Annotated in this window: 17 protein-coding genes and 1 riboswitch; of the genes, 7 read left to right on the forward strand and 10 right to left on the reverse strand. The window is 46.6% G+C overall.

Annotated elements, in window-relative coordinates:
- Positions 1-20: 20 nt before the first annotated feature.
- Genes MLD56_RS19810 through MLD56_RS19820 form a run of 3 tightly spaced genes read right to left on the reverse strand, consistent with a single transcriptional unit; the run spans position 21 to position 6,678 of the window.
- Positions 21-4,448 (reverse strand): polysaccharide biosynthesis protein, encoded by a 4,428-nt coding sequence (locus tag MLD56_RS19810; RefSeq protein WP_029518380.1) that lies wholly within the window; start codon positions 4,446-4,448, stop codon positions 21-23.
- Positions 4,449-4,498: 50 nt separating this feature from the next.
- Entirely contained in the window at positions 4,499-6,232 is a 1,734-nt protein-coding gene (locus MLD56_RS19815) for an ATP-binding protein (protein ID WP_029518379.1), read from the reverse strand.
- Complete coding sequence (locus tag MLD56_RS19820; RefSeq protein ID WP_029518378.1) at positions 6,229-6,678, reverse strand: hypothetical protein; 450 nt, start codon at positions 6,676-6,678, stop codon at positions 6,229-6,231. Before MLD56_RS19820 ends, MLD56_RS19815 begins: the two co-directional genes overlap by 4 nt.
- A 45-nt stretch (positions 6,679-6,723) precedes the next feature.
- Between MLD56_RS19820 and MLD56_RS19825 the strand changes: the two genes are divergently transcribed.
- Positions 6,724-7,431, forward strand: coding sequence for a response regulator (locus MLD56_RS19825; protein WP_029518377.1), 708 nt, complete (start codon positions 6,724-6,726; stop codon positions 7,429-7,431).
- Here the strand turns inward: MLD56_RS19825 and MLD56_RS19830 are convergent.
- The 4 genes from MLD56_RS19830 to MLD56_RS19845 are packed head-to-tail and all read right to left on the reverse strand — an operon-like array spanning position 7,399 to position 11,871.
- Positions 7,399-8,310, reverse strand: a complete 912-nt coding sequence (locus MLD56_RS19830; RefSeq protein WP_029518376.1) for a glycosyltransferase family 2 protein — start codon at positions 8,308-8,310, stop codon at positions 7,399-7,401. The genes MLD56_RS19825 and MLD56_RS19830 overlap by 33 nt on opposite strands.
- Positions 8,270-9,496, reverse strand: a complete 1,227-nt coding sequence (locus MLD56_RS19835) for a glycosyltransferase family 4 protein (RefSeq protein WP_029518375.1) — start codon at positions 9,494-9,496, stop codon at positions 8,270-8,272. Before MLD56_RS19835 ends, MLD56_RS19830 begins: the two co-directional genes overlap by 41 nt.
- A complete protein-coding gene (locus MLD56_RS19840; protein ID WP_029518374.1) occupies positions 9,480-10,745 on the reverse strand; it encodes a polysaccharide biosynthesis protein in 1,266 nt (421 codons plus the stop codon). The genes MLD56_RS19835 and MLD56_RS19840 overlap by 17 nt, the downstream gene beginning before the upstream one ends.
- A gap of 4 nt (positions 10,746-10,749) precedes the next feature.
- Positions 10,750-11,871 (reverse strand): glycosyltransferase, encoded by a 1,122-nt coding sequence (locus tag MLD56_RS19845; RefSeq protein ID WP_029518373.1) that lies wholly within the window; start codon positions 11,869-11,871, stop codon positions 10,750-10,752.
- 397 nt (positions 11,872-12,268) lie between these two features.
- Here MLD56_RS19845 and MLD56_RS19850 point away from each other — a divergent pair, with 397 nt between their 5' ends.
- From MLD56_RS19850 to thiE, 6 genes are all read left to right on the forward strand, one after another.
- The gene (locus MLD56_RS19850) at positions 12,269-13,990 is read left to right on the forward strand and encodes an NAD-dependent malic enzyme (protein WP_029518372.1); all 1,722 of its coding nucleotides are present in this window, start codon (positions 12,269-12,271) and stop codon (positions 13,988-13,990) included.
- A 73-nt stretch (positions 13,991-14,063) separates the two neighbouring features.
- Positions 14,064-15,017: an AEC family transporter gene (locus MLD56_RS19855; protein ID WP_029518371.1), complete on the forward strand. Its 954-nt coding sequence runs from the start codon at positions 14,064-14,066 to the stop codon at positions 15,015-15,017.
- Between the two features lie 178 nt (positions 15,018-15,195).
- A riboswitch (TPP riboswitch) is annotated at positions 15,196-15,298 on the forward strand.
- Positions 15,299-15,434: 136 nt separating this feature from the next.
- Positions 15,435-16,124 carry a thiaminase II gene (tenA, locus tag MLD56_RS19860; protein WP_029518370.1) on the forward strand — a complete coding sequence of 230 codons (690 nt, stop codon included), beginning with the start codon at positions 15,435-15,437 and terminating at the stop codon, positions 16,122-16,124.
- Between the two features lie 71 nt (positions 16,125-16,195).
- Complete coding sequence (gene thiM / locus MLD56_RS19865; RefSeq protein WP_039272594.1) at positions 16,196-17,041, forward strand: hydroxyethylthiazole kinase; 846 nt, start codon at positions 16,196-16,198, stop codon at positions 17,039-17,041.
- On the forward strand, positions 17,038-17,868 hold the full coding sequence (thiD, locus tag MLD56_RS19870; RefSeq protein WP_029518368.1) for a bifunctional hydroxymethylpyrimidine kinase/phosphomethylpyrimidine kinase: 831 nt from the start codon (positions 17,038-17,040) through the stop codon (positions 17,866-17,868). Before thiM ends, thiD begins: the two co-directional genes overlap by 4 nt.
- Positions 17,865-18,578 (forward strand): thiamine phosphate synthase, encoded by a 714-nt coding sequence (gene thiE, locus MLD56_RS19875; protein WP_029518367.1) that lies wholly within the window; start codon positions 17,865-17,867, stop codon positions 18,576-18,578. The genes thiD and thiE overlap by 4 nt, the downstream gene beginning before the upstream one ends.
- On the opposite strand, the gene MLD56_RS19880 is transcribed toward thiE, so the two are convergent.
- The 3 genes from MLD56_RS19880 to MLD56_RS19890 all read right to left on the reverse strand — a co-directional run bounded on the left by MLD56_RS19880 (position 18,523) and on the right by MLD56_RS19890 (position 21,680).
- Positions 18,523-18,690, reverse strand: coding sequence for an aspartyl-phosphate phosphatase Spo0E family protein (locus MLD56_RS19880; RefSeq protein ID WP_071558335.1), 168 nt, complete (start codon positions 18,688-18,690; stop codon positions 18,523-18,525). The genes thiE and MLD56_RS19880 overlap by 56 nt on opposite strands.
- A 438-nt stretch (positions 18,691-19,128) precedes the next feature.
- A complete protein-coding gene (locus MLD56_RS19885; RefSeq protein ID WP_029518366.1) occupies positions 19,129-20,547 on the reverse strand; it encodes a helix-turn-helix domain-containing protein in 1,419 nt (472 codons plus the stop codon).
- 158 nt (positions 20,548-20,705) lie between these two features.
- Positions 20,706-21,680 (reverse strand): LacI family DNA-binding transcriptional regulator, encoded by a 975-nt coding sequence (locus MLD56_RS19890; protein WP_029518365.1) that lies wholly within the window; start codon positions 21,678-21,680, stop codon positions 20,706-20,708.
- Positions 21,681-21,803 lie beyond the last annotated feature (123 nt).

Here is a 21,803-nt window from a genome sequence, read left to right on the forward strand (position 1 = left end):
CCCACTGAGCAGCTTGCTTTTTATGGAAGGTTTCGCTTCTTCCATCGCCGATAAGGAAGAAAACAAGCTGCTCCACCCAGTATCCCTATGAGGAACAGTCCCCATCCGAAACGGTAGGCGGAAGCCAGAATAACGACGACTTTCCCGTTCCCGTTACCATTGGTAATAAATCCGGTAGTTACTCCATTCACAGACAGACGGGCTCGCTGATTTTCGCCACCCAGCCTGAACTCCCATAGTGGATTGGGTGATTCGGTCTCCCGGATCAGCACCTGCTGATGCGTCGGATTATATAGCGTAAAACTGCGTTCCATGGAATTCTCACGAGTAGCCTGAATGCTTTCCGAAGCATGTGGTGCCATAAAAAAGGTATCCATATCCGTTCCCTCAAACAACGTAAATTGATCCACTGTAATCATGGCTTGATAAGGGATAATGGAATATTCCTTCATTTGAAATAAGCCTGACTGCTTCTTGTGCGCATGCGCTAAAATTTGAAACTGCATCATGGCGGTTCCTGCCGGTGCCTTCACAATTTGATCATAATGATTCCATTGTTCCTTATCTCTCTCCTCCACCTCATCAATATAGGAGGTTTGGAGAACCTGGGACGCTTTATTCAAAAATATGACCTTCATGTGCCGACTTCCAACTTGTGCTGATCGCGCATCCAACTGCACGGCATACTCTTGCAGCGGCTCGGCCTTCATTTTCTTGGACGCATATATATTCCAGTCACAGGAATAGCTAGGTGCGTAACGGATAGAGAGTCCTTCGTCCATAAATGACAGGTTCGTCTGGCCAGGTCGTATATCCGCTACACATCCGACATCCGTGTCTAATGACTCCTTCGTGTTCTCCCCAGGCATTACCGTCACTTCCTGCCCGCCCATTCGATGAATATCTCCAAAACGGCTCAATGACGGTACTTGGCTGTCCAGCACAAGGGTTAAGTGATACTTTCCCTTGGTTAGGAACAGATTTTTGAATTCTATTCGGCCATAGTCGTTCAGCAGACCGGGAATTTGTATGATTTTCTTGGCAAAACCATCCTGATCGGGCACCGTTTCAATAACCTGCTTTTCAGATAAAGAGGTAGCGGGTAACCGCTTATACGACTCTTCCGTACGAATCGTTCTGGTCAGCACCTCTCCCGTCTCTTCATTCACCCACTTCATCGTTAATGACCCATGGTATCCTGCAGGTAGATTAGCCAAAATAGCTGTGGCATAGGTTCCCGTTTTGGCGACTTCCACATCCCTGCTTAACGTCCCCTTCTGATAGCTGATCCCTCGCCCCATACTAAGTCTTGGCAAAGCACGCTCCGTCTGCACATTCCCTTGGGCGTTAAAATCGTTCTCTGCCTCCAAGGTGAAAAAGAGCTTGCCCCGCTTCAATGCCTGCTCCACTGGAAAAGATAACTGATCTAGCTGATCCACAGGCACAATCGCAAATTGATTGACCGCATTAAAACCTTGCAGGTTATTAACCGTGACTGGAGTATCTCCTTTTGGAAAAACATGTTCCCCCAGATCGACCCATTGAAATTGGTTTAAACCATTATCCTGGGTCTTGATACTAACCACTTTGTCCGGTAGCGTGACTTGTAATTTCCCGCCTGCCTTATTCATAAACACTCTGGCATATACATGCGAGGTTTGAGGTTGATCCAGTTTTTTGTGCATCGTAAACGTGTTAGGCTTACTGTATTGCCCCAAATCACGTAGCTGGATATCATGAATCCACCAGTAATTTTTTTGCTGTGGGCGCTGCAGGGTTAACAAATCCATTCGCATCCAATAGCTGCCGGGCGGCGACACGTATTCCCCGTAAAATTTCACACTGTCAAAATTATATCCCTCCGAAGGCGCCACGACATAGCTAACCCCCAGTTCACGCATTTTCTTATCGTAAAATCTCATTTTCACATGCATTTTGTTCGTCCCACGACCGGAAACGGTAATTTGGAACTGATACGGATTATTTTCCTTGGCTTCCAGCAAACCTGATCGAGCGACCTGCCATATATTACTCGGGTCTCCCTTCATAATTTCACCATGCAGAGTTGGCACATCATTCAATTCCTCACGGGGATTAGCCTGCACACTGAACAACTGCGGGTTATCCGGCTTGAAGAAGGTTTCGGTCCGCAACATGGAATCAAAGTCCACAACCGTCTTCCCTTCGATGCTGCTCATCTGATACGGGGCCACATCCAGCTTCTTACTGGCAAAGGTGACCGCAATCCCTGCATCCATTTCCATATCGAACGGAAAGTTCCGTATATTTTGGGAGGATAAATACCACAACCAATCGTTGGTCGAGGCAAAGGTTTTGGACCATTTTAAAAAGGCATTACCATCCTCAATAGCATCAAAAGGCCGTAAGTAATCCTCTGCTGGAAGCTGTGACAATAGCAAGTCATTAAAGGACGCCGCTTCCACATAATCCCCTTTGTTAATCGTCTGGATGGTTTTTAGCTCAGGCTTTAACGCACTGAACAGCACTCCAAAGCGGCTAAAATCAAAACCAGGCAGATGACTGTAGCTCTCTAGTCGGCTAAAACCGTAAGGTGTTACAATTTTACTCGCAAGGATGTTCATATAGGGCGGTGTCTGGTCGAGATTGAATATGGAAAATAGCCCGTTCTGGTACGTACGTTTCAGCCCGGTCTGACCTTCCAGCTGAGAGAGGTGGAAATCCTGACGCTTCTCCTGTCCCACATATTCATCATGGTAGACCAACTGGTTAACACCAAAGGTAGAGAACAGCCAACCTAATCGGGAGCTTAATCCGTTGTCCATGACATACTGTAGAAAATTCATATAGTATGTAATACCGGGATCATTGCCCTCATGATGAAAGATCGTATTTTTAGGAGAAGAGTATACCTGAAAATCTCCGGTTGCCTTTTCGTTTGCGGTCTTCCCTTTATTCCATTTGGGCGTGGCTACTCCGTTATAGCTCTGAATCATATTGTCAGCAATCGGAAAGTATAATGCCTTGCTATCGAAACGATCCGGATCAGTCAGCTTTTCAGCCATTTGACCATAAGCCTCCGGCACTTGTACTGGCTTGTAGTACCCCTCAATGAACTGAGTGCGCAAGGGAGCAAAATATACCCCCAGACACAGGACGACGATAACGACCGCCAGCTTTTTATATACACGCTGTAGCGGCGATGATCCGAACCATTCCATAAATTGAATGACACCAAAGGTCAGCAACACCCCGAAATTAAGGGCAATCAGTCCAATAAATTTGTTAGGATCACGGAAAACCGAACCAATCACAGGGGTTTTCGTAACCAGAATGACAAACCACTTGGCAATCGATGGGAACGTCGTCCCGGTAGCTGCAACCAGAAACAGCAGCGTAAGTAGCGAGAAGATCAGAATGATCGGATTTTTATGTGAACGTGTCACCATCGCATACCCGATCAATAGCAACAAAAATCCCCCTCCTACATAAAACATGACAGGCAGTGAGGACAAGGAAAACATGGGCCACCAATAGCTCAGTAAATAACCCACATTATTTAAACTGCTGTTGCGGCTGAACAGAGACAACGTATCCACGACATTGATATTATGCTGAGACGCTTGAGCGTCCATCAACATGCTACCGACATATAGAGACAACCAATAAAAACTGAGCAGACCGAAAAACATGCCAAAAATGATCCCTTTACGCAAAAAATTGTCGTATAACGGCTGCAAATAGGTGCGACCAGCCTTACGGTGGGTCCAGGTCAGCTTGATCAATAGCAACATGGTGAACAAGCCCAAATAAATCATGCCGAAGAAAAAATAGTGAATTGCCGCAGCACTAACGGTGAATACCGCAGCCAACAGAAACAGGTCGATCCAGTTCCGCTGATACAACTTGTGGGGATGATAGTTTTTAATTTGTTGAATTTGAAACTTGGGGTCCACCGCACTGAAAAAGAATCGCAGCATTAACGGAAATAAACTATATCCACAGAGCAAATAAATATGCTGAATGCGGAAAATAACCCACGGATTCAACGCATAAAACAACGAGCCGACCATGATGGCAAAAATACGGGTCTTCGTAAAGCTTGGTGAATAATACACGCTAACCAATCGTTTGGCAAAGGCATACATCGAAAATGCCGAAACAAATAACAAGCCTGTAATAAACGACTTGAGCAAGACCGGTCCGCTTTCGTCAAATAAGAGTGACAGTCCATAGAAGGGCAAGATGTACAGGATACGTGGAGCATTGAACAAGGTCGAGGTAGACCATCGCTCGTTCCATACCCCGGTTATTTCCTCCAGATACCGATGAGAGGTGGCTCCAAAAGCAATGTCGCTAAACACAATTTGCCCTGGTCCATAGATGGGTGCAAGATATGCAACAATCGCAATCAGCATCAACATCATTGCCGCCATATCGTAACGATAGCGAAATACCCATTTTTTCATGCTTGTCCCCCTCTCTTGAACTTCTCGTATATCCGTCGGTTATCTTGGGCCTATCTTCTCAAACGAACGATTGCCTGCAAGCCCTGATCGGTATTACGCAGCTTTAAACGGCCGCCTATGGTCTTCAGGTATGCATCCATATGGTACAGGCTGAACGCATGCTCCTGCGAGTTTTGGGAATAGTCTGGCTGGAAATAGCTCCAACGCATTTTATCATCAATCCCGCCGCCTGTGTCCTCAATGATAATAACAATTTCTCCTTCTTCCAGCCGTGAACTAACCTTAAGCACTTGAGATTTCCGCTTGGACCGCAGACCTGTTCGGCCCTGTTCCTGATCCTCAGGCAATTCTCCGCCTTGGCCCATGGCCTGAACTGCATTTTCCAGCAGTCCCTGAATCGTTTTGTACAGCATGGGTGCTTGTACTGCAATCGATGGAACAGGCTCTTGCCGCAAGATCACTTGAATGTTCTTTATGTTCAATGAACGGTTCGCCCATTTCAGCGACTCAGACAATACTTCATTCATATCTGTAAAGCTAATTCCACTATTATCATGCATCTTCTCTTCCAGCTCATCGCGCAAGCTACGAACTCCCGTCAGTAACTCTCCCAGTGAGGATTCCTGTCTGAGACGACCCTGGATAAAATTTTCATTCAACTCGCGAAAATACTCCAGTTCCTCATGAGAGGCTCCTTTTCCCTGACTGGATGCCGCTTCAAAGCGGTTTGCTAGATCATGATAGAATCCCAGCAGCTTCAAATCATCACCGCCTGTGAGACGGCCAGTCTGCTCTTGCAGCTCTTGTAGCTGCTGCTCAATCGTCTGCATTAACGGCAAATAATACGTGTCCTGCTGCTGTCGCATATCTTCATCTCGCCGTTGATCACGCACCTGGTTGTTCACGATGGCATCCTTCACAATCCTTTTGCGGAACTGTACGAGCATGGCCCACAGAATGAACAATATTAGAACCATGACCATCCACAACTGTTTGCCGAAGGAGCTGATTCGCTGTGCTGTATCCTCGCTGACATCCTTAACCGATATGTAAAGGGCTTCTTCCCCAATGCGGCTAAATCCTATCCCGTATTTTTCACCGTCATCTTCAATGACACCTGTATTGCCCTCCAGCAGCCTACGGGTGACGCCCGTGATGTCCGTTCGGTTAATATCCGGATTACTTCGGGAAGCTACAACTTTAAATTGACCGTTATAAAATAAAGTCTCATACTGGTTAACCGGTTTACTTTTAATAATTCCGCTGAGCATATCAGCGTCAACCTTGCGCACCATAAAACCGCCCATCTGCGCTCCTTGAATCCTGCATGCGATATACTGGGCAGGCTGATGATCCTCTGTCACAAAAGAGCTTACTGCACAACCATTTTGCAGCCACTTAATCTGCTGGACCGCACTTTTCATCTCACGATTATCTCGTCCGACCATCACATGATACTGTTCATCCAGCACATAAAAGGCCCCGCTTTCACGCTTAAACCCCTCAGGATACTGGCGTGTTCCCTGATTCAGCATATCTCTGCCCAGACTGGACGACAGCTCCTTCAATTCAGCCTGCCATGCGGCATAACGCTCGGTTATGCTGCTAGAAAGTTCCTGTACCTCATACTGGAGCTGTTCGTTCTGAATCTCCGCCAAGTGAACACTGAATTGTCGCACGACAAACCATTGAAGCACAGCGGCCAAAAACACGGTCACACCCAGTACGATCAGGTACAGGATCAGCTTTTGCCAACCTGGTTTCAACAAAGCCCATTGTTTCATGCTTCCCTGTCCCCTCCATTTTGTTCACGACGGCTCAAAATAGCCTGCATCAGGCATTCCAGCTCGTAGCTGACCAGCGGTAGCCGTGCGCACAGCAACCGGGGAGTGCGGCGCTGGAGGGCAGCAAACCTCGCAGCGGTTTCCGTTGCCCCGTCCGTCAGTAGGATCAACTCGCATGTTTTTGCGATATATAAGCGATCCAACTCTTCCTCGCCGTATTCTCGCAGATCAACAACGTAAATATCATGACGATCGTCCATATGCTGAAGTGCGCTGGAGACAACCAGGGTCACCCCTGTATGCCGTGCAGCATGATACTGATGAAGGAGACGCATACCTTTTTCCCAGAGGGCATGCTCAGCCGAATCAAATCGTTCACAAAAAAGACGCAACGCCCGTTCTGTATTGACATCTTTCAAAAATGCCAAAACGCTGATATTATACATGTAGTTCCTCATTTCTTACTTCCTGATTGGAGTTGCGCAGTTCTTATGACACCCCAAAACATTCTATTTGTTGACGACAGCCCTATGGTTCTGTCCCTGCTTGAACGGACCCTGACGCAAGAAGCATTCACCTTACATACCGCTCACACGCCCAAAGAAGCCTTACAAGTGCTGGAACAGCACCCGATTGATGTGGTCGTTTCCGATCTGCTCATGCCTGGTCTGGATGGGATTACCTTCCTTCGCATGATTAAGAAAGATTATCCACATATCGTACGAATCATTTTGTCTGGTCACCTGCATACGCAGTCCATTTTATCGGCGATTAATCAAGTCGGTGTGTTCCGTTTTTTGACGAAACCGCTGGAGCTGGATGATGATACGCTAAAAAAAATACTGTATGAGGCGCTTGATCAAGCCAAACTCAATCGAAACAGCCTGCATGCAGCAGACCAGAACGTAGCTTCCGACCTGTCAGTATTTATAGACAGCATTTTGAATGCTCCGTACCGACCCTATGTGCTGCTGAATGAACAAGATATCGTAACCGCTGTACACATTGCACTTGCTGAGCTGTATCCTATTGGGCGCTCACTACGTCATCCTGACGGGGAAGGTATTCAGTTAACCACGCATTCATTATACATACCGTATGAGGAGTCGGAATCTTCCGATCCCGACCTGTACACGCTGGATACGCTGACCCTCGGACATTCATCGTTACGCCTTATCCGCCTTAGCGAGATCGCCTGAGTGACGGGTGCCGCCCTTTAACACGGCGGCTACCCCAATCACAGTTAGGCATACATACATCCACAACATCCCCATCGTCAGCAACGGGTGACGGATATAGTTTTTCAAATTCCCCCACGTATACAGCACCGGACGGAAGAAATACCAACGTTCCAGTGCCTTTCGTAATCCGCCCTCTTCAGATGACATCGTACGATCCATCACTGAAAAGTAGTAGGCTTTTTTACGTAATACATCGTGCAGATAGACCTGTTTTTCATCATGATATACCCGTGTAAATACCGCCCGGCGAATGACTCCACCAGACTCTATATAACGTAAGGTCGGCTGTATTTCTTCAAAAGCAATCTGCTCCGCATTAAACCCGCCCGTCGATTCATAAGCGCTCATTCGCCAGAAGCGTGCCGCTTCAATGGAGCGTTTTCCCAAGGTCTCACCCGCGTTATTAATCACATTTCGCTCAAAAACTTTCACTTTGGAAAAAAAATTGTCCGCTTCCGAATACGCCTCCTCCGGAACGACCAAAGCGCCAATATCCTGATGATCATCAAAAAAGTCGATGCTCTGCTGAATCAGATGTTCGGCTAAAATCATATCGGAATCCAATACAAATATGTATTCGGCACCCAAGCGTTTCGCTTCCTCAACCGCTCTAACCCTAGCGACTCCCCGCTCCCCATGGGGAAGCTCCAATACCGTTACGGGTACTGCGCTCCCTGCCGACAGCATACGAATCGTCTCGACGGTCCGGTCACTGGAGCCATCATCAGCAATTACAATATGCAGATCCTTGTAATTTTGCCCCATACAGCTTCGCAAACAAGGCTCTATCGTCCGTTCATTGTTGTACGTGGAGAAGAGAATGACCACTTTGTCCACTCTGTTCCGCCTCCTCTATCCAATCTTCCATCAACTGCTCAAACGCAGCAGCCGTATGATCAAAATGGAATCTTAACGCATATTGATACGCCCGCTCACGGATGGCCATGTAATCTTCGCCGCCCTTCGCTGCTCTTTCCATTTGTTCAGATAATCCCCGGATGTCGCCGTGAAAGCATAGATATCCGCTCTTCCCAAAATCCGTTGCATCCACCAGACCCGGTGAATTGCTGACAATGCTGGGCGTTCCAACCGCTGCCGCTTCGGTAATTGTCAACCCCCAACCTTCACGCAAGGAAGGAAACACCAGCGCGTGGGCACGACTCATCAGCTCCAGCTTATGCTCTGCTGAAACAAATCCGTAAAAGGTAATATCAGCTTGCGATTGCCCCTGTTCATCCGGTTCTCCGTATGTTAATCCATACCGTTTCATAATCGGCAACAATTGTTCTGCCACATAGGTTTTATCGGTTTTTCCGGCAATCCATAACATAGCCTGAGGGAACTTTTCCTTGAGCTGCCCAAAGGCCTCAACGACCAGATCAATGCCTTTATATTTGACGAAGCGCCCAGCGTACATGAAGGTCGGATTAGGTTCCTTCGTTAAAAATTGTTCGCGCGGCCAATGATCAAACTCAATGCCTTCCGGTAAAAGATGAACACGATCCGGGTGAAAGCCCAGCTTAAGTAGATCATACCGAGTAGACGGAGATACCGTAAGCGTTCGATCCTTACGAGCCAGCTTAAGCATCAAGGGTTCCATATGAAACCCAATAACATTTAGCGGGAATTTGGCGTTCTCAAACCATATTTCCCTTGTTAGCTGATGTATGAAAAAAATCCGCTTGGATGCCTCCACCCAAAATCGGGTAAAGAATTGATGCGTATTCGCCTGGTTAATCACATAGTCGATCTTCCTTCGATGACGACGGTAATAGCGCATCGCATAATAAATAACACTGTATATGTTTCCTTTTCGAATATACGTAATACCGTCGATAATTTCATGCTCAGGCATCCCCTCAAATTGGGGTGAAAAATGAATGAACTGGAAGCGGCCTTGTTGTGAGCGTTTAAGCATTTCGTGGGTGAAAATTTCTGCTCCTCCGCTTTTAGGTGAACGTATGTCACGCCAGGACAGCAATAGAACTACGGTTTTACCGTCCTGTTCATGTATGGTATTCATGGGGTACATCCCCCTTTATCTTTATTTTGAACAAATGCACATAGGCGTCTATCACAAAGTAGAGAGCCATAGCTCCGTAAACCATGAACTCAGATAGCAAGAAATCTACCGGCTCTGTGTGGGCAATATGAAAGGCTACTAATAAAGCCGCGGCTCCTGCCATCAGACTGAACATAAATTTGCGTCTGCCCACCAATACGTGCACATGCACAAAAAACAGCACGATGGAAAATAACCAGTACACCCATCCCCCCCATGGAATATAGGCCTCGGCCGATTGGTAAGAGGCTCCGAATAATATGGGTATAGAGGATGGGAACACAAAGGTCGTGCCCACATATACACAGATCGCAGCTACAGCCATTAATCCGGCATAGACGGCAATCAACTTGCCCAAAGCTTGGCGGTCATGCCCCTGCGCACCGAGCTTTGGAATAAAGGCAGCAATCAGGCTATACGAAACGTAATAGACCAACTGGCTGTACTTCAGCGCAATGGCATAGCTGCTGGCCTGCTCGGGAAAGTAATGCTGTACATACAACATGTCGATAGAGATACAAAACAAAATGAATAAATTCGTCATAAGGCTATCGGTGAAATCCTGACCCAATGACTGCCATAGCCCAGAAGGGATATGTTCTCCACTGGTTGTGAATAAGGACAAGCCACGAGCCGAAACGATCCAGCCGTGGAGTAGCGACAGCAACATTCCCCCACAGCTCGCCAATAGTAGGGCTTCCAGCTTTAACCCCAGTGCAGCCAGAACAAAAAACAAGCTCAGCTTCCCTATTACTTCAATGTAATAGTTCACATTGAGCGCCAACATGCGTTCCCTACCCTGTAAATCTCCACGGCACGAACTCACCAAAATATGTAGGCCGATCAAGCCATACAGCATGAATAGCGGGGCGGAATCGACGCCTAAAAGCGAGCGCAATAACGGATGAATGATGAGTAAAATGATCATGGCAAGCACAGTTAGCACCAATGGTGCTTTTAGTAATAGAGAACCGAGCGGTAAGCTACGTAGCGCAAGCATCTTGCCACCCTTGGATACCAGCTTGGCGGTCAATAGCTGGATGGATAAGCCCAAAACGGACAACAGTGCAAAGAGGGCCAGCAGCGCATTCGCTTGACCATAGGCTTGTCCGGTAAGATACCAGCTCGCTGCAATGTGGAAGAAAAAATTAAACCCGTTAAGCAGCACATTAAAGAGAGGAAACATCAACGAACGCAATCGGTTGTTCACGTTGTTATCTCACCCGCCGATCCAGTCGCCAAATATCAATGATAGAGCGTAAAAAACGAATGGAATCCTTCCAGACATGGATGTGCGATCCATCGCGGTCAATACATTTGACGGGTAATTGCAGCACACGAAGCTGGAGTCGCTTGGCAATAAACATCATTTCTAGATCCAGCGCCAATCCGAGCTGTTCCTTTAAATGCGGAAACATCCGTTTCACTGCAACCGAACTCATCACTTTAAGCCCAGTCTGGGAATCCACCACACCTGTGGGTAAAAAAGGACGGGAAATGACCCGCTTACCAAAGCTGACAACAGATCGCAATAAAGACCGATTCTCGGCGGTCATATCCTTGGTTCCGATCACGACATCATAATAGCCCTGCTGAACAACATTAATCATTCTGGCAATATCCTCAATAAAAAAGGAGTCGTCCGCGTCCACAAATACGTAGTAATCCGCACCAATGGTCCGCATCCCTTCCAGATACGTCCCTGCCTTACGTGTATTGCGTCCCAATTCCCTTGTTTGAAGCAGCGGACTAAGATTCTGATTAATCCGGTTTACGGATAAGTCCGTTGCTGCCTCCAGCGCTTTAATCAAGGCATGGGTGCCATCGTGGCTGCCATCATCAATGAGATAAATCGAACCTTCAATAATATGGCTACGGATAAAGGCTTGCAGTCGTTCAGCAAAGGTTTTGACATGAACAAAACGTTGCTCTTCGTTATATACAGACAAGATAAATGCAATATGTTGGCTTTTGGTCGAATACTCGGGATAGAGCAAGCTTTGTATTTCCGAAAGCATTTCTTCGGTGTCATTGGCTTGCCAAAATAGCAGTCGCAAACGGCCTACTCCGGTGATTTGCACCATATGCTGATCACTGAACGGAAATGTTACATCCGTCACCAGTAACAATGGCATTTGCGGAAATTGGCTGCGGATCTGATTGGCTTTCCGCACCGCCTCCCCCGGCTCCCTATAATCAATCAAGCAGCAACATGCGTTCTCGTAGACTGAAGCTGCCTCCGTGTCCTTGCACTGTATATATTGGTAAAAACAAATTACATTGGGATAATCAATAGCCCTGTCATTATCGCTAAAAATGGCTATAGGTCCCTGCACACAAACCTCTCCTTTTCCTCCGAATAGTTCTATTTTGTTGAAAAAGAATTAAAAATGTTTGTTTATAGGGGTTAAATTAATGCCCAAATACTTCATATTTTCTTAACAAAATAGCTGACACTCCATGATATATAAGGGAATAAGAGAAGAAAAACTGATTTTCATATTTGATAAAAACAGAGTATTTAGACCTGATTCATTAGAACCAAAATCCTTAGTATTAGTTAGCGAATCCATATCGAAAGTTGGTCCTTTTAGATCAATAGAAAGAAATGAATATGGTTATTTTGTCATATATAAATAAACGAATAAAACAAATTGGCACGTCCATACTATGGATAACATGTCATCTTTCGTTATGAATAGTTATGTAAATGAACAGAAGGAAGGTCTTTCTATGGAAGCATTTTATGTCAATCGCGATGGGTCATTATCTACTCCTTTACGGGGGAAGGATGTGTTGGCAAATCCCCTTTTGAACAAAGGCGTTGCTTTTACAGAAGAAGAACGCAAAGAACTGGGTTTGGATGGAATCCTTCCTCCCACCGTCCTTTCATTAGAGAAACAGAGCGTACGGGCATATCAGCAGTTTCTGGCACAACCCACCATGCTGCGTAAAAATGCTTCTCTCAACGACCTTCATAATCGAAATGTCGTACTCTACTACCGGCTGTTAACCGATCATTTGAGTGAAATGCTGCCCGTAGTCTACACGCCGACCGTAGGAACTGCGATTCAAGAATACAGTCACGAGTACAACCGTCCTGGGGGCGTATATTTGTCGATAGATAATCCGAACGGTATTGGACAAGCATTCTATAATTCCGGTTTGAGCGGCGAGGATGTGGACCTGATCGTCGTGACGGATTCCGAAAGTATTTTGGGGATTGGGGACTGGGGTGTCGGGGGGATTAACATTGCTATTGGCAAACTTGCAGTGTATACGGCTGCGGCAGGCATTCATCCCGGGCGGGTGCTGCCCATTGTACTGGATGTAGGTACGAATAATGAAAAGTTGCTGAATGATCCACTGTACATCGGAAACCGCCATAAACGGGTTCGCGGAGAAGCCTATAACCAGTTTATTGATACTTTTATCAGCAAAACGTTAGCGCAATTCCCGAAGGCGCTTTTACATTGGGAAGATGTGGGTAGCGTAAATGCACGCCATATTATAGGAAAATACGGTCAAAGTATACTCACCTTCAACGATGATATACAAGGTACAGGAGCGGTGACCTTGGCTGCAATTCTTTCGGCGGTGGGTGTCACCAAGACTCCGCTGCGTGAGCAAAAGGTACTTGTCTTCGGCCCAGGAGCAGCAGGGATCGGTAACGCTGACCAAATTCGGGGCGCTATGATCGCGGATGGTCTTTTGGAGGAGGATTCATTCAAGTCCTTTTGGGCTTTTGATTACCGCGGGCTGTTAACGGACGATATGGAAGATGTCCTGGATTATCAGAAACCGTATGTACGTAAAAAAGAGGAAGTCAGCTCATGGACGCGGTCGGATGACGGCAAAATACCGCTACTGGAGGTCATCCGTCAGGTGAAGCCTACCATATTAATCGGAACTTCTGGAGTAGCCGGTGCCTTTTCTGAAGAGATCATCAAAGAGATGGCGAAGCATGTAGAACGCCCGATCATTATGCCCATGTCCAATCCTACAAATCTTGCAGAAGCTATACCTGAGGATCTAATACGGTGGACCGATGGCAAGGCATTAATTGCTACCGGAAGCCCCTTTGACCCCGTCACTTATAACGGTACGAAATTTGAAATTGGACAGGCGAACAATGCCTTTGTGTTCCCGGGACTGGGTCTGGGTGCGATTGTGGTTAAAGCCAAAAGGATTACCCCTGCGATGTTTACAGCCGCAGCAGATGCCGTTGCCAATGGCGTAGATTCGAATAAGCCTGGCGGTGCGTTGCTCCCTCATATCCAAAAATTACGTGATGTTTCGTACGTTGTTGCGGTTGCGGTAGCGAAAGCAGCGATTCAGGATCAGGTAGCTCAGGCACACATTTCAAATGTTGAACAAGCTATACGGGATGCAATGTGGAAACCGGAATATGTCAAGGTCAAAGCAGTGGAAAGCGTAATACATCACCCTCACTAATGCTCCATTTAAGAAAGAGATTGCCTTGTTCAGACAGGCAGAATACGTCAGTTCAAGCAAGGAGAATCAATCTATGAGTGTCGGACATATCTTGTACATTTTGGTGCCGATTTTTTTCGTTATTATTTTAGGGTGGTTAGCGGGGCATTACAAAAGCTTTGATGCCTCTTCCTCCAAAACCCTAAATGCGCTCGTTACCAAATTTGCACTACCTGCGCATCTATTCATCGGTATTACGACAACGGACAGGAAAGCGCTCATCGAGCAATGGCCATTCCTGCTGGCCCTGTTCATTGGCATTGTCGGCTTTTTTACCGTTCTCCTTCTACTGTCCCGCTTTGCGGGGAAGCAGTCGGTCAAGGATGCCGCCATGTTTGCTTTGAACTCGGCACAGCCGACCTTTGCTTTTATGGGCATTCCTGTGCTTGGAGCCATCTACGGTTCCGCTGCTGTCGCCATTCCGATTGCGCTTACCGGGATCGTAGTCAATGCCGTCCTTGACCCTGCGGCTACCATTATAGCTACCGTAGCCAGCAGGAATTCAGGCAAAGAACGGAACGGTCACCTCGGAAGGTTAATCTGGGACTCCATTCTTCATGGATTAAAAGAACCGCTGGCGCTGGTTCCACTGATTGGTGTAATTTTGACCTTGTTCGGCTTCCATTCACCGGATTTGTTGAACAAATCGTTGAATCAAATCGGAGACATTACGTCCGGGGCCGCTTTATTCGCTGTCGGAGTGACCATTGGCGTACGCAACATTAGTTTTAGTGTAAGTGCCTTTGCCATCGCACTGTTAAAAACAATTGTACAGCCTTTATTAATGCTGCTGATCGCCTACCTGTGCGGTCTGTCGTCTGCAGATACTGTGAAGGCAGTTCTGCTCGTTTCCTTCCCGGGTTCAGCAGTCGCTGCTATGATCGCCACCCGTTTTGAAAGCCTGGAATCAGAAACAGCCTCCTCCTTTGTCATCAGTGCTGTCATATCGCTCGTTACACTCCCAGTACTGATTTCTCTATTGGTATAAATGCTGATTATTTAGACATTGGAGCCTGCCGCGAATTCCTTCGTGTAGACGGAACTGATCTTCTCCAGCGCCTTTTTCCCTCTCGGAAGCGAACTTCAGCTCTGTCGTTTGGCCCTTGACCAGATAGACATGTTTGACATAGCGTATGAACGTATGTACAGTAATAGTCAAAAGAATAGAAGTCCACTAGGGGAGCCGCTATGGCTGAGACAAGAACGTATCTTGGACCCTTTGAACCTGATCTAGTTCGTACTAGCGTAGGAAAGTGGAGCCTTCGTATATAAGGTTTCAAGCGTTTTTTGCGTATTGGGCCTATTGTTGAAGCCGCTCCATTTTTCTGGGGCGGCTTTTTAGCGTTGTTCCGGAATTATATTCTTACAGGACTTCTTGCTCTTCAATTTTATGGAGGTGGCGAAATTGAGTTTTACACAAGAACTCCGTCGGCAGGCGGACGGCATTTTTCAAGCGATTTTTGAGCATCCCTTTGTGAGAGGTATTGCTGAAGGAAGTTTGACAAGGGGACAGCTGATTCACTATGTAAAACAGGACTTTGAATATTTGAACGCCTACATGCGGATATACGGCATCGCAATCTCCAAATGCACGAATCGGGAGGACATGGATGTATTTAATGAACAAATCTCTTTTATTCTCCACAGCGAGGTTCATCCGCATCAAAATTTCTGTGCTGTCGCAGGGGTGACCTATGAAGAATTGCAGGGATATCCGCTCGCTCCGTCGGCTCATCACTATATCCGGCACATGCTGACGGTTGCGCATGAGGGCAACCTGGGCGAGATCTTGGCTGTGCTGCTGCCATGTATGTGGACGTATGCCGAGATTGGCCGCAGGCTGCTAGATGAAGTAAAGCCGGATAAGTCCCATCCGTTCTATGAATGGATTGGCTTTTATGGAGACCAGCTTGATGATACAACACTCAAGTTCCGAGAACGTGTAGATGCTTGGGCGGAAGGGGCAACGGCTGCTGAGCGGGAGCGGATGATTGAGCATTTTATACTGAGCTGCCAGCTGGAATATAAGTTCTGGGACATGGCTTATAAGCAGGAAGAATGGCCGGTCCAGATGCAGGCAGCGGTCTTGGAATAGTCAGCCTGTCAATTCGATGAGTGAAGTACGGTTAATGTCCTGTTAAACCACCAACTATAGAGAGGATAATCATGATGAGTACATGGGAAAAAAGTTATTCGGATCTCCTAACGAAGGTACAAAATAGCAAACCCCTCGTTCACAATATCACCAATGTGGTAGTCACCAACTTTACCGCCAACGGCCTGTATGCATTGGGTGCCTCCCCAGTGATGGCCTATGCACCCGAGGAAGTAGCAGACATGGCAAAAATAGCGGGAGCCGTCGTATTAAACATCGGTACGCTGAACCGCGAACTGGTGGATGCCATGATCATTGCTGGACAATCAGCAAATGCACACGGTGTTCCAGTCCTGCTAGATCCGGTCGGTGCGGGAGCAACGAGCTTTAGAACCGAGTCTGCACTGCGAATCCTGAATGAAGTCAAAATCTCCTTGGTACGAGGCAACGCGGCCGAAGTCGCGCATCTTGTTGGAGAAGCGCGTGAGATTAAAGGCGTAGATGCTGGTGACAGTGCTGACAGCGGCCATGTCGATCTGGCAATTCGGGCTGCTCGAGTGCTCAATACAATGGTTGTCATCACTGGAAAAGAAGACGTCATCACCGATGGGGCCGAAGCACGAATGATAAGCGGCGGAGACGTACTGCTCACGAAGGTAACCGGAGCAGGCTGCCTGCTGACCTCTGTGTTAGGTGCCTTTGCAGCTGTTGAACCCAACCTGCTGCTCGCAGGTACAGCAGGCTTGGCATTTTACAGTGCAGCAGCTTCCCGAGCCGCAGCACGTACCGCAGAGCTAGGGCCAGGCAGCTTCCAGATTGCCTTTCTCGACGAGCTCGCCAAACTACATACTGGTTCGCTAGAGGGGCATGTCACGATCCGTGAAGCTGGAACAACTACAGCAGGTGGTGCGCGATGACAGACACTCGTGTACCCAGAGCACTAACGATTGCCGGCTCAGACAGTGGCGGCGGGGCCGGAATTCAAGCCGATCTCAAAACCTTTCAAGAGCTTGGCGTATACGGCATGTCAGCTATTACGGCCATTACTGTACAGAACACCTTAGGGGTCCACGGCGTATATCCGCTGCCACAGGAAGCAACAGCGGAACAGATCGAAGCTGTAGGATTAGACCTTGGAGTGGATGCCCTGAAGACTGGCATGCTGTTTAATGCGGGTATCATCCGTCTTGTGAGTGAGCAGATCCGAAAGTTCGGCTGGAAAAAGGTCGTCGTCGATCCCGTGATGATTGCGAAGGGGGGCGCTGAACTGCTGCAATTGGAAGCGGTGCAGGCTTTGAAGGACGAACTGCTCCCCTTGGCCCTGGTCGTTACACCGAATATCCCGGAGGCGGAAGCCCTGACAGGGATCAGCATCCGTACGATGGAGGATCGCCGCGAGGCTGCAAAACATATTAGCAGTATGGGATCAGAATTCGTTGTGATCAAGGGTGGCCACGCTGACGAGAGCGAGAGCAGCGAACAGATTGTTGACCTGCTCTTTGACGGAACCGCCTTTACAGAGCTGAGCGGCAAGCGAGTACGGACTGTCCATACACACGGAACTGGGTGCACCTTCTCGGCAGCGATTACCGCGGAATTAGGGAAAGGGATGTCTGTACCGGAGGCTATCTCGAATGGCAAAGCCTTCATCCAGGCGGCGATTGAGGAATCTTTGCAGCTTGGACAGGGACATGGGCCCACCAATCATTGGGCCTTCCGTCGTCGTCAGGAGATGCTTCTATGAGCGGCAGAATGTTGTCAGAGGTGGTGCGCCGCCAGCTACAGATGTACCTGGTGCTTGGAAGCGTGAATTGCCTAGCGGAACCAGGCTGGGTCGTGCAGGAGGCTCTGGCTGGCGGGGCAACCATGGTCCAGTTCCGGGAAAAAGGCCATGGCGCATTAACGGGTATCCCTATGTTCGAACTTGCGCGCCAGCTACAGGAACTGTGCCGCCACGCTGGTGTCCCCTTCATCATCAATGACGATGTGGAGCTGGCTCTTGAAATCGACGCTGACGGTGTTCACATCGGTCAGGACGATGAATCTGCCGAAACCGTCCGCGAGCGAATCGGAAATCGAATTCTAGGCGTCTCTGCCCATACCATTGAGGAAGCACGTCGAGCCATTCTGCAAGGTGCTGATTATCTCGGCGTCGGGCCAATCTTTCCCACCCTCTCGAAGGATGATGCCCATGCTGTACATGGGCCAGCAATTTTATATGAGATGCGTAAAGCGGGAATTGATGTGCCAATTGTTGGGATCGGAGGTATTACAGTCGACCGTGTTGAGGAAGTCGCACGTGCAGGTGCAGATGGTGTAGCGGTGATTTCAGCCGTGACACAGACAAAGCAGGTTAGAGGTACGGTCAAGGAATTCAAAAAAAATATGGTCTCATTTCTCAATGATCCGATCTACATGTTTGATAATGATTCAACAGATCATCCAGCTTTTTAGATTGTTCTATTACTTTGGGATGTGTTAAAAATCCATACTTTTTCTGGACCTGATACAGTTTCTTCCTAGCTCGTTCGACACAAAGTAAAGTCACACCTTGGTTCATCAGCATGATCCCTCCTATATGTCATATTTTATAACAAAAAGACGTTTTTTGGATTTTCAAATAATGCGCCTAACAAAAAAAGAACATCCCCAAAAGTTTGCATAAACAAAGATATCCCTAAATCCACGTTAAAAGGACCTCTGTTCCACTAATAAGTGGAACAGAGGTCCTTTTCATAAAGAAATCCAATGTTTATTAAAGCATACATACCAATTCTGACCTAGAGATTAGCCTTATTTCGTTTAATTTCATTGTCCTTTTTCTCGGAAATAAGTAATCCTAGCAGTGTATATCCTCTGTACAATACTCCAATTAACAGCACTCCACCAGCAATAGAAATCAGAATAACTAGCAGCCGTTTAAGCACCTCCAATTTGTACTTGAGGTGTTATTCTTTGATTTTGGTTATGCGACTGAACAGGCATTGTGAAAATAAACAAGAAGCTAGCTGCGATGAGCAGCAGAATCATTTTTTTCAACATTGTCTAACCACACCTTTTCTAATAGTTTAAAATACTCTTCCCTTGTTTCAGGAAGCGCATGTGCTTGAAAATGTGCAAAAAGCCCCGTACAGTTTATAAAATAAGTCTCATTATTTAATATATGGGCTTTTACCAATGCATATATTAAGTGTTTAAAGCCATCGTTGTACATTCCCCGCTTCAAATAGTAATAAGCCAGTTCGTAACCAAACCATGCAAAATAATCCGGCATCACTTGTTGGGTGTACATATCAGTAGATTGTGATAGCAGAGCAAAAGAGTTAATCTCCACTTCAAAACGTGAAAGGACATCATTGATATCTATTGTATATCGGTTAGCAGCTATCATAACGTTCAGCAACTTGGATAACTTTTCATTCTCGGTAGTGATTGATGTGGATGCAATATATTCAACATAATGAGGAAGCACATTCGTATCTCCAGATAGGAGTCTATTTACAAAAATATTACCTTCTGCCCAATGCTTGAACAAATTGACCCAGTGTTGGGTTTCCTGGTCTGACTCGATCACCCAACCTAAATCTGCGTAGGCATTTGTAAATTGTAATGCTTGCTGATAATCGCCCTGGGCTTCACAGACACTCGCACACAGTAAATCAGCATAGCTAATATATACAAACATCGGGCGACTCAGCCTCTTTTCAGCCTCCTCCCACTCTCTCTTTTTCTGTTGATGTTTCAAAGAATATTGGATCTCCGCTTTGGCTCTCATTTTTCGAGCAGTTGCATCGAGCTTGTCCCATTCACGCAGAGAACGATACACATTCGCCAAATCTTTTAACGCATCGAGTTGATCTATTTCATTCAGACGTTCGACAAAGGGTTCAAATCGTGTAGCCGCCTTGAGATTTCGGATCTGATTGTTACCCACCTGAATGGTAAACAGACGATACTGACAGACAGCCAAACGTTCAGAATGCTGGTACTTCTCGCCTTCCGCAATCCCTTCGTAGAGCAACAATGCGGCATTGTGCTGACCTTGTGCGAATAATTTTTCTGCTGCATCAAATAACTTTGGGGAATATAGAAGGTTGTCCATAATATGTCCCACTACAAGCTGGATAGCATCCAACTTGTCCAGTTCCGCACAGCGAAACAACAACGGCTCAATTCGCCTCCAATCCGGGGAACGCTCAATGATGTAGTTATCTATGTATAGTTCGTAAAAAAAACCTTCTGGTAGTCCCATAGCCCAAGTGATTCGATCTAGCTGATGTATAGCAACAGGACGATGCTTGGCAATCCAATTATTAAGTGTTCTTTGATGAACACCTGAATGTTCGGCAAATTGTGCCAGCGTCAAATTGTTTTCCCCTAAATAATCCTCTAACTTCGCCAAAATCGTAGGTGTATGTCCCAAGTCATAACCACCCTTCATACAAAAAATCCAAATTTTATACTTTCACCTCAAATTATTCATCAAGTTTTAACATGTGTCAACATTTTTCTTCCATTATTCCTACTATATAAACTTGAATATGGTAATTAATAACCACTAACAAGAAATCTCTTTGGGAATCAGGTGGTCGCTCGCTCTACTAATTTGAATTCCAGATGATGTATCGTTTCATCCAGCCCTTCGAGGGCATTTCGAATCATAATGAACGCATTCTCAGCTTGCTTGTCTATCGGGTAATGAATCGTAGTTAAATCAAGCAAATGCGAGATTTCGGTGTTATCAAAGCCTACTACTGCAAAATCACTCGGGACAGAAACACCTAGCCTACGCGCTTCAGTCAAAAGACCTGCTGCCAAATAATCGGTAGAACAGGCAAAAGCGTCCGGCCTGTCTGTTGGTGCTCGTTCTGCCCACCAATGAGCTATTTGTTCACCAGCTTCTATTGAATTTAAATCATAAAAATGCGGGAAGGCCCCAGCGTCCAAATCATATTTTTCGCAAAAGTCATGATAAGCTCGAATGCGTTCTTTTGTATTCAACCCCCGCATGCTGCCGTACACATTCACAATTTTCCGATATCCTCGGGTGTACAAATGTTCCAATGCCAGCGTATAGCCCTGATACTGATCCATAAATACAGACGGGACTGCCTCAATGTTTACACGCTGCCAGGTCACAATCGAACCATATTTTGTATAATGCTCAATCACACTCCACTCATTGACGCGAATCATGCAGACCAAGGCGTCCAGTTGCTTTCTCCGCAACATTTCCAACGCTTCAAGTTCTCGGCCTTTCTCCCCATTCGTAATAAACAGCGCTATATTAAAGCCATGCTCCTGAGCATACATTGTAAATCCACGCACAAATAAACCCAATGAATCATTAAAAGAAAGTGAAATAATTCCTATGAGCTTGGTCATCCCTTTTTTTAAAGATACCGCATTGAGATTAGGAACATAATCCAGTCGATCTATGACCTCCTGCACACGCTGTCTTGTCGGTTCACTTACGTACGGATGGTTGTTAATGACACGGGACACCGTAGCCGAGGATACCCCCGCCAGCTTTGCAATTTCATGAATATTCGCCATTTTTCTCACCTCGTTCTTTCTATTTTAGCATGTTCGTGGTGCTCGCCCTATAATTGTCACCTTCCCAAAATAAGTTTTTTAAAAGCGCTTGACCTGTAATGCATTACAGGGATTACAGTGAAT

The organism is Paenibacillus peoriae (genome assembly GCF_022531965.1).
GTDB lineage: Bacteria > Bacillota > Bacilli > Paenibacillales > Paenibacillaceae > Paenibacillus > Paenibacillus polymyxa_D.